Here is a 13,340-nt window from a genome sequence, read left to right as displayed (position 1 = left end):
TCGTGAAAGTTGTTTTGGCTACATTAAACGCAAAATTCATTCATACCTCGCTGGCGCTCCGGCTGCTTAAAGCCTACAGCGGCAACGATTTCGATATCGATCTGGCGGAATTCACGATCAAGGACCCGCTTATGAACATTGTGTCGGACCTGTACCGCCGCCGTCCGGATGTGATCGGCTTCTCCTGTTATATCTGGAATATCGAGGAGACGCTGAAGCTTGTGGCTTTGCTCAAAAAGGTGCTGCCGGAAACGGCGATCGTCCTGGGCGGCCCCGAGGTTTCTTATGATGCGAAACATTTCATGGACCGTTCGCCGGGCGTGGACTTTATCGTGATGGGGGACGGGGAAGAGACGTTCCATCATCTGCTGCAGGAGCTGTCCGGCGCGCGGAAGTTCCATTTCGTGTTCGGCGCCGCGTATCGCAAAGCCGGCGAAGTGGTCATCAATCCGCCGCGGCCGAAGTCCGATCTTAACACGCTGCCATCGCCGCACCGTTTTCCTGAAGATATTCCCGACTTAAGCAAACGGATCGTTTATTTCGAGACAAGCCGCGGGTGTCCGTTCAATTGCCAATTCTGTTTGTCCAGCGTCGAGGTGGGTGTCCGGTATTATGATATCGAACGCGTGAAGTCGGATATTTTGTATCTGATCGAACACGGCGCCAAGGTCATCAAGTTCCTGGACCGGACGTTTAACATCAACCGCAGCTACGCGATGGAGATGTTCGAATTCCTGATCAACAACCACCAGGGCTGCGTGTTCCAGTTTGAAATCACCGCCGATATCATGCGCCCCGAGGTGCTGGATTATTTAGCGGAAAATGCGCCGCCCGGCATCTTCCGGTTCGAGATCGGAGTGCAATCGACGAACGACTCGACCAACGCGCTGGTGAAACGCCGCCAGAACTTTGCGAAACTGACTCGTACGGTGATGAAGATTAAGGAGTGCGGCAAGATCGACCAGCACCTTGATCTCATCGCCGGATTGCCGGAGGAGGACTACGACTCGTTCCGCAAAACGTTCAACGACGTATTCGCCATGCGACCGGAAGAACTGCAGCTCGGGTTCCTGAAAATGCTGCGCGGAACCGGGCTTCGGAGTGACGCCGACAAATACGGATATGCCTTTATGGATAACGCTCCATATGAAATCCTGAGCAACGACATTCTGCCGTTCTCGGACGTGATTCGGCTGAAGCGGCTGGAGGATGTGCTGGAGAAATACTGGAATTCGCATCGATTGGATCACACGATGGAATATTTGGTGTCCCGCGAGTTCGACTCGCCGTTCGACTTTTTTCAGGAGTTCGGGGATTATTGGGAAGAGCAAGGCTGGCAGCGCATCGGGCATCAGCTCGAGGATTTGTTCACCCGCCTGCAGGACTTTCTGGCCGGCCGCGGTTTGAAGGAGCCGGAAATCGTGCTCGGCCTGATGAAGCTGGACTATCTAATGGGCCATAAATATAAGCCGCGGAAAATCTGGTGGGAGGATCGAATCGAAAAAAACCAGAGAAGCGCGTATTTCAAGGCGCTGGCCGAACATCCGGCCGGGTTGTCCGCGGATTTTGCCGTGCTTGGAATTGATGAGAGGGAACTGCAAAAATTCGCTTGCGTGGAAGAGTTGCCTTTTTCGCTGAAGGATGTGCTGGAGGGAACTGCCGGAGACTCAACGGACGAGCAAACTAAGAACACACTGCTTGTCGTCTTGTATCAACAGACGGAAGACGAGTCTCCGCTCTATTTTGCCGCTCCGCTCGCGGATTTTTTGTCTCACGATACGGCTTTATTCTAAAGCGAGGCGCATTATTGGCATGTTCACCGTTCGGATCATCGAAGGCGATGCCAAAATCGCCGTCATTCCGGTGGGGTGTCTGGAGAAGGGTTCGAGTGGCGTTTCTCCACAGGAGAGACGGAAGACTTGGGCACTCGCGGACCGGAAGATGAGGTCTCCTCCATATTGCAAATCTCCAGTTTATTGCTTATCCCGATTACGGTTTCAGGTATAAGGACGATAGTCGTATTAACGATGCTGGGCGCCAGCTTCCAACTCGGGGGAAGTGACCGGGTCGGTGCTTACGACGACGGCGGCTTTCCTCGCCGCGCAGGAGGTGTGCTGTGCCGTTGTCCGCTTCCGCTATGTCGTTTCGTTGAAACGCATGATGGTCTAAATATTTGTATCGAAGAGGGTGTCCCCAAAATGATTTATGACGGCTTTGGGACACCCTCTAAAACTAATCATAACAAAAGAGCAGAACCCCCCTGCCAGATGTACCGGATCGACTTCGAGATTTGCGTTAAAACATATAGTCTGCTCTGGTCAACGAAGTCCCCAACACTGCATCGCTCCGACAGTTAAAATAGAGGCCCTTTATGGCCTTATTTCCACTGGAGAGTCCTCATTTTGAATAAATAGCGCCGCTTTATGACCTTATTTCTTCAGAAGATCTCCCTTTTTCCTCGATTTTGGACGCTTTGCCGAAAATAGGATCATTTTGCACCGCTATTTTCAGGAAAATGCGGTTTCTGAGTGAAATAAGGCCATTTTATACCGCTATTCGAGAAATCGTTGTCTGGGCACCTCGTCTGTCACGGATTTTTGCTGCCCGGCATGTGCCGCTCCAGCCAATTCGCGACATCCTCCATAACCTCACCGCGATTGATCTCGTTCAGCATTTCATGGCGTCCGCCGGGATACAGCTTGACCTCGGCGTCCTGCAAGCCGATTCGTGAATACAGCCGGATCAATCGCCGCACACCTTCGCCCCGAAGGCCTACCGGGTCCTGATCGCCGCCAAATATGTAGACGGGTTTATGTTTCGCAATACCCTTCATGCGTTCGGGACGGTGAATCTCCCGGAGCAGGGCAAACATGCCCTCGAAGAAACCGGCGCTGCACAAAAAACCGCAGTACGGATCTTGAATGTACTTATCGACTTCCTGTTCATCACGGGAGATCCAGTCGAACGGCGTTCTTGCGGGAAGAAAATGTTTGTTGAAGCCGCCGAAGGAGAGCGCGTTCAGGAGCAGGCTGCGATGGCTCTCGCCTTGAAGCCGCGACTGCAGGCGGGCGAGATTTCGCCCGAAGCCGAGCCATCCGCGCGGGCCGTTTGTTCCCGACAGAATAAATCCGGCGTAAGGCTCGTGTCCGGCATACATCACTTTTTGCGTCAAAAAAGACCCCATGCTGTGCCCCAGCAAAAAAAGCGGAACATCCGGATGTTCGCCGCGGATGATCTCGCCAAGCGCGAGCATGTCCTCGGCCATGCCGTAAAAACCGTTTCTGCCGGGCCAGCCCAGTTCTTCCTGGCTCCCGGCGGTTCGCCCGTGGCCGCGGTGATCATTGGCGTACACGAGGAAACCGCGGCCGGTCAGCACCGCAGCGAGCCGCTCGTACCGCTTCGCGGTTTCCGCCATGCCGTGGGCGATTTGCACCACGCCGCGAGGAGCGGCCGCCGGTGCATCACCGCTCCAGCGGTAGACGAACACGTCATGCCCTGTTCCGTTGCCAAAGGTAAATGTATGCTCTTCCATAGGCAACCCTCTCTTTTCGCTATTTTATGATCTATTGAGGTTAAGCCAAAATGGCTGGCTGAAAAAACTCGATCCGTTCGCCATCCGGCCCGTTAAAGAAGAAGAAGCGTCCGCCGTTCGGCAGGGTGCGAATTTCGGGATCCAGCCCCGAAAGTCCGAGACCGGAAATACGGGCATATTCCTCTTCGATCTCGCTGGCCGTAAAAGCGATATGGTGGACACGACCTTCTCCGGGCAAATCTTCCCCGTTATGCTTGTATACGAGTTCCACCTCTACGGATTCCTGCCCCGGGAAAGTAAGAAAGGCGAGCCGAAGCGGCTCTCCTACTTCTCCTATGGTATGCAGCAGCTTGAGTCCGATAATCCGCTCATAAAATTCGATAGAGTCCTCCAGCGCGGATACGCGAATGCCAACATGTTCGATTTTCCGAATACTCATCTATATAACCCCCATCATTGTTTTTACTTTTTCTCGAAGGCCACCAGATACGGCGCGGCGGGCCTTTGCAGCTGCCTGTAAACAATAGTCTGTCCTTCGGTTGCGGGCAGTGCCGCCGCCCAGGCTTCCACGGCCATTGCCTCGGCATCTCCGCCCGGATGACCCGGGTACAGGACGGCGGTTAGGATGCCGCGAGGCCGAAGCAGCGAGACGGCCGCCTCAAGGGCGGCCTTGGTGCTCTCCGGCAGGGTGATCAGCAAAGGATTGGAGCCCTCCGCGGGCAGATAGCCTAAATTGAACATGACTGCGCCCAGGCGGCCGTGCAGCTCTTCGGGTACCGCCTGGTTCATTTCCGCGTGGCTGCGGAGCAAAAGGGACACTTCCGCAAGCCCGGCCGAATTCTGCCGGCCAAGTCTTTCGCGCGTCAGCTTAAGCGCCTGCTCCTGAATATCAAATGCATAGACGCGCCCGCGCCGTCCGCAAGCTTGGGCAAGGAACAAAGTATCGGCTCCCGTGCCCGCCGTCGCGTCGACCGCGGCATCGCCGGGCTGCAGCCGGTCCGCGACAAGTCTGTGGGCGAAGCTCAAGACGGAGAGAAACCCCATGCTATCATCCCCTCCAATATTTGCCCTGCCAGGAATCCCGGTCCATCAGTTCATCGTCGATGGCGTTCAGCACTTCCCATTTCTTGAGACTCCACATCGGACCGATGAGAAGCTCTCGCGGCGCGTCGCCCGTCAGACGGTGTACGATCATTTCCGGCGGAAGAAATTCCAGTGTATCGACGATCAGTTTAACATATTCGTCTTTCTCGAGAAAACGCAGCAGTCCCGCTTCGTATTGCTTCACCATCGGCGTTTTGCGCATTAAATGAAGCAGATGTATTTTGATGCCTTGAACGTCCATGGCGGCCACTGCCCGTCCGGTCTCCAGCATCATTTCGTGGGTTTCCTGCGGAAGACCGTAGATAATATGCGTGCAGACGCGGATGTTACGCTTGCGCAACTTTTCCACGGCATCCAGGTAAACCTGGGTGTCGTGGGCACGGTTGATCAACTGGGATGTGGTCTCGTGGATGCTTTGCAGCCCCATTTCAACCCATAGATAAGTGCGTTCATTTAGCTCGGCCAAATAATCGACGACTTCGTCCGGGAGACAGTCCGGACGCGTAGCGATGGACAAACCGACGACGCCGGGCTGTTCGAGAATGGCCTCGTAATATTCCCGGAGCTCCTCCACCGGAGCGTAAGTATTGGTATAAGCTTGAAAATAACCGATGTATTTGGCATGCGGCCATTTGAGATGCTGACGGTCGCGAACATTGTTGAATTGAGTCACAAGATCGTCCCGGCGGCTTCCGGCAAAATCCCCCGAGCCGCGCGCGCTGCAAAACGTGCAGCCGCCTTTGGCGATCGATCCGTCCCGGTTCGGACAGGTAAATCCGGCGTCCAGCATCACTTTGAAAACTTTGTCGCCGAATTGCTCGCGCATCTCGGTGTTCCAAGTATGGAACCGTTTATCTCCCCAAAGCTTCGGAGGAGTGGTTAAGGGTATGTTCATGATAACTCCTTTATTTTGTCACAAAATATTTAATGCATAATTATTCATTGCTAAAGCCGCGCCGTTAGCGGCTTCCTTCTAATTCATTGTATCAAAAATTAAGGGAAAAAGGGAATCAAGCCGTGTAGCTTCCTTGCGATCAATTACAGATTATGTTATTTTGAATGTATCAAATACGTTGGACCCCAATTCCAAAATATATCGAGAGAGGAATCTGTCGAACCGTCTCCCCGGCGGTCGAAAGATTCCTTTTTCATTACCGCCCTTTACATTTGCAGAGAACTTCGGCACAATATTGCAGTATGGATTACATGAAAGCGGAGGAATGACATGCGTTTACGCGGCAGAAAAGGCATTCGGGAGAATTTGGAACAGCAGGAGGACCTTGTTATCCTGAATCCCCGGGAATATAAAGGACGTTGGTCGGAAGCGTTCGGCAACGACCGTCCGATTTACGTCGAGCTTGGGATGGGCAAAGGCCAATTTATCAGCGGGATGAGCGTAAAACACCCGGATGTAAATTTTATCGGAATGGATATGTATGACGAGTTGGTTCGGCGAGCCAGCGAGAAGGTTCGGGCCATTTGGAGCGAACAAGGCGTGGAGGAGCCGGATAGCGTACGTCTTGCGCTTGGCAATATTGAGTCGATCGAAGAGTTTTTTGCACCGGGGGAATTGGAACGGATTTATTTGAATTTTAGCGATCCGTGGCCCAAGAAGAAACACGCGCGCAGAAGGCTGACGCATCCTCGTTTCCTGGACAAGTACCGTATTCTGCTGAACGCGGAAGGTGAAATTCATTTCAAGACGGATTCACGGGACTTATTCCAGTTTTCGCTTAACGCATTCGCAACCTCCGGGCTGCAAATGAGCAATATTTCTCTCAGTCTGCACGAGAGCGGCATCAACGAGAAGCATGTCATGACGGAATACGAGAGCAAATTCGTTGGCCGCGGCATGCCGATCCATCGGTGTGAAGTAATCGTAGGGGAAGCCGCGCTCCGGCGTTATCACGAGCATAAAATGGACGAGTTTTAAGCCGTGGCTTATCGGATTCCAATCGGTCGTGTATTACAGCCGTATATAAAAACGCCGCCGGAACACCGGCGGCGTTTTTTGCTATTTTCCGATAAATTTTCGGTTTCCAAGAAGATCGATGATGGCTTGGGCACTTTGCATCGGACGGAATCCGGCAATGTGATTGAGCACTTCTTCCCGCGCTTTTGCAACTTCTTCGTAATTGTTCGTCAGCCGCTTGATCCAATTCGTGATATCATCCAGCGAGTTGATCGGAGTTCCCCAGCCTTGGGAAGTGAAATATTGGGAATTTTCTTCCTCCTGGCCGGGAAGCGGCTTATGAAACAGCATGGGAATTCCTTTGGCCAAACCTTCCGAACAGGTCATTCCACCGGGTTTCGTGATCAGCAAGTCGGAAACTTCCATCAGTTTGTCAATCTCTTTGGTAAATCCGAGCAGTTGAATATTCGAGTGGATGAACCGGGGATCCTTCTTCATTTTCTCCATCGATTTGGTGTTGCTGCCGAAGCAGAAAATAACTTGAATTTCATCCCGGTACAAAGCAAGCAGCGAATTAACCGCTTCGTCTTTCATAAATCCCCAGCCGCCGCCCATTACGAGTACGGTTGGCATGTCCTTTAAACCGAATTGCAGGCGTATATCTTCTTTCCGGTGACGTTCCCAGAAGTTCGGATGAACCGGGATGCCGGTAATTTGGATTTTTTCTTGTTCAACGCCCCGATCCTTCAGCTTTTGCTTCACCTTGTCGGTAGACACGAGGTAGCAGTTCACTTCCCGGCTGACCCAGGCTCCATGCACATCGTAATCCGTGATTACGGTGCTCAGAGGGACATCCAGCATGTCGAGCCGCTTCATCCGCGAAATTACGGCACTCGGAATCGGATGCGTGCAGACGATGACATCGGGGTGAAGCTGACGGATAATTTCGATGGTACGCGTATAAAAAATCCGATGAAGAGCAAGCGTCGTCAATCGGTTTAAGGATTTCTTATAATTGCTGCGGTACATCATGCGTACAAGCCGAGGTTGGGAGGATACCGTTTTCTTATAAGCGGTTATGATGATCGGCGCCACTCTCGGGTTTAAAAAACTGCCAAGCTCCAGGACTTTCGTCTGCACATTCGGCGCCACTTTGCGTAAACTGCTCGAGAGCGCGTACGCCGCTTGCGTGTGACCGGCACCAAACCCCTCGGATAAAAGCAAGACTCTTTGTTTTTCCACTTTGGTTTCACCTTTTCCTGCAAGGTTTTCCTACCAACTACAATATCCCCTTTACGACCATAATGCAACCGTTCCAAGGGCTACGGAGGTTCCAATGACGGCCCCTGCGAGGACATCCGAAGGATAGTGAAGACCCAAATAAATACGAGAGACGGCTACCAGGAGAGCTACGGGCAAAAGGATGAACGCAAGCTCCGGAACGGCAGCGATAAAAGGCATTGTTACCGAGAAAATCGCCGTGGTGTGTCCCGACGGAAAGGAATGGTCTTTCAGCGGATTACGAAACGTATTCGTTCCCGGAAGCGTCAGGTAAGGCCTTACGCGGGGATAGGTTTTTTTGGCCAAGGCGACCGGAAGGTGGCTAAGTGCCAACGCGACGCAGGATTGAAGACCGGCCTTGCTCCATGGCTGCGGGGCAAAAAACCATACGAACAGGGAAGCGGCAATGGTAACCCGGGCTCCGCCCAAATGAGTAAGATGATAAAGCCAGAAATTCAGAAAGCTGCGGTGCAGACGGCCATTGATGCCAACAAATAGCTGTTGGTCCAGCTTTTTAAGCTTTGAAAATATACGTGTCATGAGATCCCTCCGCGCGTAGTTTGGCCGCGAATACGGCCTAAAACTGCCCAAGTAGCCGGTTATTCTCAGGAGTAGCATGGCATTTTCAGGTTAGACTTATCATATTTTTATTCCATGCCCTTTTCAAGGACTAAGCCCGATTTTTTATGCGGTTTCATTTTCCCTTTTTTGACTTTCTGGCGAACTTCCCTTTACAATGATTCAAATGATAGCAAAAAAGTTTAAAGGAAAATGAGCTAATTGGTAAACTTTTAGCCGTTTTTTTTCGTTATTGTAAATGTACCGTTTAATTTTTACGGGATGGAGGTGAAAAAAGCAAAGAACCAGGAAATAAAAACCGCCAAAAATGATGAAAATAAGAACTAGCCGCACCGATTGCTGGGTGAGGCGGTGCCGTATGGCAATATAGACCGACTTCGGACGTATTTGGAGTGCGAAGCAGGCAGAAGGGTTTTGACAAATGCAGCAAAGTCATGGAAAATCGTAATGCGTTATAATTCACAATTATGCGCCTTACACAAACAAACGGGTCAAGTAAAAAAGAAGGGTCATTAAAAAAAGTTCCTCGAATGTAGAAAGAAACGACAAAAAAGAGGATCAAGGGGGTCAAGAAATCATGTTGGACGCCATTTTAATATCGCTGCAGGTTGTCCTGGCAGTGGTAGGGGTGTATCAATTCGGTTTATCTTTATTCGGCATGTACAAGAAAAAGAAAAAGCAGGTTTTTGCGCCGGAGAAATCTTTTGCGGTGCTGGTAGCGGCTCATAATGAAGAAAGAGTCGTAGGTGCTCTGATGGAGAACCTTAAGCAGTTGAACTACCCGAAAGAATTGTATGATGTTTTTGTGATTTGCGATAACTGCACGGACGGTACGGCCAATATCGTAAAAAAACACGGCATGAACGCCTGCGTGCGCAGCAATCCGAATCTTCGCGGCAAAGGTTACGCGATCGAATGGATGCTGAAGCAGCTCTGGAAGATGCCGCGCCATTACGACGCCGTCGTTATGTTCGACGCCGATAATCTGGCTCATCCCGATTTTCTGAGCGAAATGAACAATGATCTTTGCAATGGTGCCCGCGTTATTCAGGGCTACATAGACACCAAAAATCCGGAGGATTCCTGGATCACGGCGTCTTACGGGATCTCTTACTGGTACTGCAACCGGTTGTGGCAGCTGTCCCGCCATAATCTGAACATGGCCAATTTCCTCGGGGGAACGGGGATGTGCTTTGAAACCGAACTGCTTAAAGAAATCGGCTGGGGCGCAACAAGCCTGGTCGAGGACTTGGAATTTACGATGCGCTGTGTAGAACGGGGCGTGTATCCGGTATTTAACTATGATGCCAAGCTGTTTGACGAGAAGCCTTTGACTTTCAAAGCGTCCGCTCGCCAGCGGTTGCGCTGGATGCAAGGACACTTTACAGTTGCGCGCCGCTACTTTTTTCCTTTGCTCTGGAGAAGCATCAAAGAACGCAGCATGGTCAAGCTGGACATGGCGCTATACGGGGCCAACGTTTACATTGTCCTGCTTACCTTCCTGCTGACGGCGTTGATTTGGGTGGACCAATCGCTGCTTAGCGGCCCGCATTTCAACACGCTGTACCAATACTTGCCGATGTGGCTTTCCTACATGGCAATTGTGGCCAACGTGTTTATCTTCCTAGCGGCGATGATCCTGGAAAAGGTCACCTTTAAAAAGGTTTACGCCTATCTCATTCTGTTTCCGATTTATTTGATTTCCTGGTGGCCGATTACGTTTTATGCGTTCTTTACGCAAAACAACAAGCAATGGAGCCACACGCAGCACACGCGGGTTGTGCGCCTAGAAGAAGTCCAAAGCAAGCAAGGCTGATAGAGGCTTGGCCGTGTTAAGCGGTGTCTCGAGATGCCGGCCCGGCGGGTAGTCCGAAGGGGCGAGCGGAAGGATAGCGGTAAAGAATGGCCTTATTCTCGCCGACAGAAGGTTTATCGGCCGAATAAGGCCATTTTATTCCGCTATTTTGAGGCAGAGAGTGGAAATCGGCGGGTTTTGGGGATCTTTGAACGAAATAAGGCCATATTGGGTTGCTATTTTTCAATATAGCGGGCTCAAAAACGAAATAGCGCCCTAAACGTTCGTTGTTCCGCCGTTTTTTTTACCGTCGCGCTTGACTCGCATTCTAACCGTGTGATATATTATTTGAGTGTTGCAATAAGGAATTTGGATTGCAAGCAGAAGCCCAGGCTTCTCACCTGTCCGACGTTACTGTTGGCTGGTTTTGATCCGATGATTTATGAATGTACGTTCATGAAGAATTGATGATCAATGGGGATGCGGGCTTGAACCCTGCATCCTTTTTTAGTGCGTAATATCGGTCATGCATGAGGCACGAGACCATTTGGAGGTGGAGAATTATCAGTAAGGAACATTTGATCAATGATGAGATTCGGGCGAAAGAGGTTCGTTTGGTAGGCGCTGAAGGCGAGCAAATTGGTATCACACCGATTCGCGAAGCGCTGCAAATGGCGATCGATCTTAATCTGGATTTGGTGAACGTGGCGCCAACTGCCAAGCCGCCGGTATGCCGGATTATGGACTATGGCAAGTTCCGTTACGAACAGCAGAAGAAAGAGAAGGAAGCCCGTAAGAATCAAAAGATCGTGGATATCAAGGAAGTATGGTTCCGCGCCAACATTGAGGAACACGACTACCAGACGAAGCTTCGCAACGTGGTCAAATTTTTGAAGGAAGGCGACAAGGTGAAATGCTCGGTGCGCTTCCGCGGCCGTGAAATCACCCATGCCGATATCGGGAAGAAAATTCTTGATCGCGTTAAAGATGAAGTTGCTGAAACATCCACTGTCGAACGCCTTCCCAAACTGGAAGGGCGCAGCATGATCATGATTCTGGCACCGAAAAACTAAATGGTTGCTTTCGTTCGGCCCGGAAGGATTTCCAAGCTAAACGAAACAACGCTCACAAATTTTGAGGGGGATTTAAAATGCCTAAAATGAAAACCCACAGCAGCCTGAAAGGCCGCTTCAAAATCACCGGAACAGGTAAAGTAAGACGTTACAAAGCAAAACGTAACCACTTGCTGTCCCATAAGTCGAACCGTACCAAACGCGTTCTGGCAAACAGCCCTGTTGCTTACTCCGGTGATGTTAGCCGCATGAAACAACAAATCGCAAACTTGAAATAATTAAACACAACTTTTCGGGAGGTTTATCGATATGGCAAGAGTAAAAGGCGGATTCGTTGTTCGTCGTCGTCATAAAAAAGTATTGAAGCTGGCTAGAGGTTATTTTGGTTCCAAACACCGTATTTTCAAAACCGCTAACGAACAGGTTATGAAATCCCTGTTGTACGCATACCGCGACCGTCGTCAAACGAAACGTAATTTCCGCAAGTTGTGGATCGTTCGTATCAATGCGGCTGCTCGTTTGAACGGTTTGTCCTACAGCAAATTGATGTATGGCCTTAAACTCGCTGACGTGAACATCAACCGCAAAATGCTGGCTGATCTCGCCGTTAACGATTTGAACGCGTTCAATTCTTTGGCTGCCGTAGCCAAAGAAAAAATCAACGCTTAATTTTCTTTCATAAAAAGGCGTGCCTTCGGTCTACGTGACCGAGGGTTGCGCCTTTTTTCTTGAAAATGCCCTGATTCAGAAAAGTTTCATAAGATTTTTGGAATTTGGAAAGATAAGAAAGGCCGGATTTACACGAAACGAACATTGAGTGGAACGTATTATGAAGAAAGCGTTTTATTTAGAAAATACACGAAAATTTATTAACCAGTGGTCATTGAAGGTATGGATTTTGGACTATTTTGCATGTATAATCTGTCTGAGTGGTGTCGAAAAAAGGCACTGCCAATATTAAGGGGGGGCTATACGTCAATGAACAAAGCTTTTAAATTTACTCTAGTGATGCTGCTCGCATTTTCTGTGGTTTTGGCAGGATGCGGAAACAACGCCAACAAGACTAACAACGGTGCTGCTTCCAACAACGCGAATGCGGGTACGAACAACGCGGCTGGAGGAAATTCCGCTGCATCCAATCTGAAAATCGGCCTTGTTACAGACGTTGGTGGTGTAAACGATAAATCCTTTAACCAATCGGCATGGGAAGCTCTTGAAGCTCTTCGTTCCGACAAAGGAATTCAAGACAAATATTTGCAAAGTGCCAGCAGCTCGGATTACATTCCGAACTTGAACCAATTCGTGCAAGGCGGCTACGATCTTACTTGGGGCGTAGGTTTTGACCTTGGCGACGCGGTAAAACAAGTAGCCGACGCTAATACAAATTCCAAACTCGCGATCATCGACAGCGTGGTAGACGCGCCAAACGTTGAATCCGTAACTTTTGCGGAAAACGAAGGTTCGTACCTGGTCGGCGTTGTTGCAGGTCTGACGACGAAAACCAATAAAATCGGATTTATCGGCGGTGCGGAAAGCCCGGTTATCAAACGTTTTGAAGTAGGCTTCCAAGCCGGTGTGGCTGCGGTAAACCCGGATGCAAAAGTAACGATCACTTATGCGGGCGCATACGACAAACCGGATATCGGTAAATCGCTGGCCAGCCAATTATATGACAGCGGCGCGGACATTATTTTCCCTGCGGCTGGACAAACAGGCAACGGCGTGTTCAACGAAGCGACTGCACGCAACAAAGCGGGCGGCGCCAACAAACTGTGGGTTATCGGCGTCGACAAGGACCAATCGCTCGAATTCGGCAACGATGTTACTTTGACTTCGATGATGAAACGCGTGGACGTTGCGGTTAAGAACGTAACTCAACAAGTTATCGACGGAACATTCAAAGGCGGCACGATCACTAACCTGACGCTTAAAGAAGACGGCGTAGGCTTGCCGGAGCAAAACCCGAACCTGAGCCAGGATATCCTGGACAAAGTGGAAGAGTATAAGCAAAAAATCGTCAGCGGCGAAGTTACGGTACCTGCTGAGTAAAGTATATACTTGTGT

The 13,340-nt window shown here is 50.4% G+C and carries 13 protein-coding genes; 7 read left to right on the top strand and 6 right to left on the bottom strand.

Features of this window, described 5'->3' with window-relative positions:
* Positions 1-2: 2 nt before the first annotated feature.
* A complete protein-coding gene (locus ACI48K_RS00210; protein WP_475025546.1) occupies positions 3-1,793 on the top strand; it encodes a B12-binding domain-containing radical SAM protein in 1,791 nt (596 codons plus the stop codon).
* Positions 1,794-2,587: 794 nt separating this feature from the next.
* Here the strand turns inward: ACI48K_RS00210 and ACI48K_RS00205 are convergent.
* Genes ACI48K_RS00205 through mnmL form a run of 4 tightly spaced genes read right to left on the bottom strand, consistent with a single transcriptional unit; the run spans position 2,588 to position 5,531 of the window.
* A complete protein-coding gene (locus tag ACI48K_RS00205) occupies positions 2,588-3,532 on the bottom strand; it encodes a lysophospholipase (protein WP_475025545.1) in 945 nt (314 codons plus the stop codon).
* Between the two features lie 40 nt (positions 3,533-3,572).
* Entirely contained in the window at positions 3,573-3,971 is a 399-nt protein-coding gene (locus tag ACI48K_RS00200; RefSeq protein WP_475025544.1) for a VOC family protein, read from the bottom strand.
* Positions 3,972-3,994: 23 nt separating this feature from the next.
* Positions 3,995-4,576, bottom strand: a complete 582-nt coding sequence (mnmM, locus tag ACI48K_RS00195) for a tRNA 5-(aminomethyl)-2-thiouridylate-methyltransferase MnmM (RefSeq protein ID WP_475025543.1) — start codon at positions 4,574-4,576, stop codon at positions 3,995-3,997.
* 4 nt (positions 4,577-4,580) lie between these two features.
* The gene (mnmL, locus tag ACI48K_RS00190; protein ID WP_475025542.1) at positions 4,581-5,531 is read right to left on the bottom strand and encodes a tRNA modification radical SAM protein MnmL/YtqA; all 951 of its coding nucleotides are present in this window, start codon (positions 5,529-5,531) and stop codon (positions 4,581-4,583) included.
* Positions 5,532-5,861: 330 nt separating this feature from the next.
* Here mnmL and trmB point away from each other — a divergent pair, with 330 nt between their 5' ends.
* Entirely contained in the window at positions 5,862-6,569 is a 708-nt protein-coding gene (trmB, locus tag ACI48K_RS00185; protein ID WP_475025541.1) for a tRNA (guanosine(46)-N7)-methyltransferase TrmB, read from the top strand.
* Positions 6,570-6,650: 81 nt separating this feature from the next.
* Here trmB and ACI48K_RS00180 read toward each other — a convergent pair whose 3' ends face one another.
* The gene (locus ACI48K_RS00180; protein ID WP_475025540.1) at positions 6,651-7,790 is read right to left on the bottom strand and encodes an MGDG synthase family glycosyltransferase; all 1,140 of its coding nucleotides are present in this window, start codon (positions 7,788-7,790) and stop codon (positions 6,651-6,653) included.
* Positions 7,791-7,841: 51 nt separating this feature from the next.
* Positions 7,842-8,369 carry a phosphatase PAP2 family protein gene (locus ACI48K_RS00175; protein ID WP_475025539.1) on the bottom strand — a complete coding sequence of 176 codons (528 nt, stop codon included), beginning with the start codon at positions 8,367-8,369 and terminating at the stop codon, positions 7,842-7,844.
* 616 nt (positions 8,370-8,985) lie between these two features.
* Between ACI48K_RS00175 and ACI48K_RS00170 the strand changes: the two genes are divergently transcribed.
* The 5 genes from ACI48K_RS00170 to ACI48K_RS00150 all read left to right on the top strand — a co-directional run bounded on the left by ACI48K_RS00170 (position 8,986) and on the right by ACI48K_RS00150 (position 13,325).
* Complete coding sequence (locus ACI48K_RS00170; protein WP_475025538.1) at positions 8,986-10,224, top strand: glycosyltransferase family 2 protein; 1,239 nt, start codon at positions 8,986-8,988, stop codon at positions 10,222-10,224.
* Between the two features lie 557 nt (positions 10,225-10,781).
* Complete coding sequence (infC, locus tag ACI48K_RS00165; RefSeq protein WP_475025537.1) at positions 10,782-11,276, top strand: translation initiation factor IF-3; 495 nt, start codon at positions 10,782-10,784, stop codon at positions 11,274-11,276.
* Between the two features lie 77 nt (positions 11,277-11,353).
* Complete coding sequence (gene rpmI, locus ACI48K_RS00160; RefSeq protein ID WP_475025536.1) at positions 11,354-11,554, top strand: 50S ribosomal protein L35; 201 nt, start codon at positions 11,354-11,356, stop codon at positions 11,552-11,554.
* Between the two features lie 31 nt (positions 11,555-11,585).
* Entirely contained in the window at positions 11,586-11,945 is a 360-nt protein-coding gene (gene rplT / locus ACI48K_RS00155) for a 50S ribosomal protein L20 (protein WP_475025535.1), read from the top strand.
* Positions 11,946-12,254: 309 nt separating this feature from the next.
* A complete protein-coding gene (locus ACI48K_RS00150; RefSeq protein ID WP_475025534.1) occupies positions 12,255-13,325 on the top strand; it encodes a BMP family lipoprotein in 1,071 nt (356 codons plus the stop codon).
* Positions 13,326-13,340 lie beyond the last annotated feature (15 nt).

The organism is Paenibacillus terrisolis (genome assembly GCF_056171975.1).
Note: the sequence above shows the minus strand (reverse complement) of the source record. Positions and strands in the feature narration are given on the sequence as shown.

Coding starts and splice junctions, on each gene's coding strand:
- ACI48K_RS00200 (WP_475025544.1), bottom strand. CDS start 3,971: ATGAGTATTCGGAAAATCGAACATGTTGGCATTCGCGTATCCGCGCTG.
- rplT (WP_475025535.1), top strand. CDS start 11,586: ATGGCAAGAGTAAAAGGCGGATTCGTTGTTCGTCGTCGTCATAAAAAA.
- ACI48K_RS00170 (WP_475025538.1), top strand. CDS start 8,986: ATGTTGGACGCCATTTTAATATCGCTGCAGGTTGTCCTGGCAGTGGTA.
- mnmM (WP_475025543.1), bottom strand. CDS start 4,576: ATGGGGTTTCTCTCCGTCTTGAGCTTCGCCCACAGACTTGTCGCGGAC.
- ACI48K_RS00175 (WP_475025539.1), bottom strand. CDS start 8,369: ATGACACGTATATTTTCAAAGCTTAAAAAGCTGGACCAACAGCTATTT.
- ACI48K_RS00205 (WP_475025545.1), bottom strand. CDS start 3,532: ATGGAAGAGCATACATTTACCTTTGGCAACGGAACAGGGCATGACGTG.
- mnmL (WP_475025542.1), bottom strand. CDS start 5,531: ATGAACATACCCTTAACCACTCCTCCGAAGCTTTGGGGAGATAAACGG.
- trmB (WP_475025541.1), top strand. CDS start 5,862: ATGCGTTTACGCGGCAGAAAAGGCATTCGGGAGAATTTGGAACAGCAG.
- rpmI (WP_475025536.1), top strand. CDS start 11,354: ATGCCTAAAATGAAAACCCACAGCAGCCTGAAAGGCCGCTTCAAAATC.
- ACI48K_RS00150 (WP_475025534.1), top strand. CDS start 12,255: ATGAACAAAGCTTTTAAATTTACTCTAGTGATGCTGCTCGCATTTTCT.